Genomic DNA, 1,016 nt, shown 5'->3' with positions numbered 1-1,016 from the left:
CCATCAACGGCCTGCTGCTGTCGCTCGGCAAGAACAGGATTTCCGGCGATCTGGCGCTGGACGAGAAGTTCGTGCCGGTCGGCACCATCGCGCTCGACCTGCCCGATATCGGCCCGCTGGCGGCACTTGCCCTGGAAAAGGCCGAAGGCGACGTGCGCGGCACGATCGCCTTTTCGAAGAACGGCACCGCACCGCAGGTCGCCATCAAGGCGGCGACCGCGTCGATTACGCGCGGCGACCTGCAGGCGAAAGCCGTCTCGATCGATGCGCTGGTCGCCAACTATCTGGCGGCGCCCGTGATCTCCGGAAAGATCCGCGCCGACACCGTCATTTCGGGCGGCACCGTGATCAGCGGCATCGATGTCGACTTAAAGCGCGACGGCGACTGGACCGGCTTCGCCGGCGGCGCAACCGTCAAGGGCATTCCGGCGCGGGCCGCCGGCCGGGTGAAAGTGGCCAACGGCACGACAACTATCGAGCTTGCCTCCGGCCAGGCGACCGTCCAGGGCATCAAGGCGGCCATTGCCCAGGCCTCGAGCGTCAGCATCGCCAATGGCACGACGACGCTGGATCGGCTGGTGCTCAACCTTGGCGGTGGCACGGCGACGGTGACCGGCAAGGTCGGCACGGCGCTCGACATCAATGCGACGCTGGCGCGGGTGCCGATGTCGCTCGCCAACAGTTTTTCGCCGGGCCGCGACGCCGCCGGCTCGATTTCGGGCACGGTCAAGGTGACGGGCGCGCCGGCAAATCCCGCCATTGCCTTCAATCTCGACGCAGCGGGCGTGCAGACCTCGCAGACCCGCGGTGCCGGTGTCGGTGCGGTGAGTGTTTCCTCGTCGGGCACCTTCGGCGCCAACAAGCTGACCTTCAATGCCAATGTCAGCGATGGAGCCGGCCTTGGCGTCAAGGGCGGCGGCAGCGTGACGACGGCCGGGACGCCGGCGCTGGTGCTCGACTTCAATGGCGTCGTGCCGTTCGGCCTGCTCAGCCAGAAGCTTGCCGCGCAGGGCCTG

The 1,016-nt window shown here is 67.8% G+C and carries 1 pseudogene; it reads left to right on the top strand.

The annotated features are described in order from the left end of the window. Positions 1–1,016, top strand: a pseudogene (locus EN893_RS35485) (translocation/assembly module TamB); the annotation flags it as partial.

It is taken from the genome of Mesorhizobium sp. M7A.F.Ca.CA.004.04.2.1 (assembly GCF_004022825.1).
In the GTDB taxonomy this organism is placed as follows: Bacteria; Pseudomonadota; Alphaproteobacteria; order Rhizobiales; family Rhizobiaceae; genus Mesorhizobium.
Note: the sequence above shows the minus strand (reverse complement) of the source record. Positions and strands in the feature narration are given on the sequence as shown.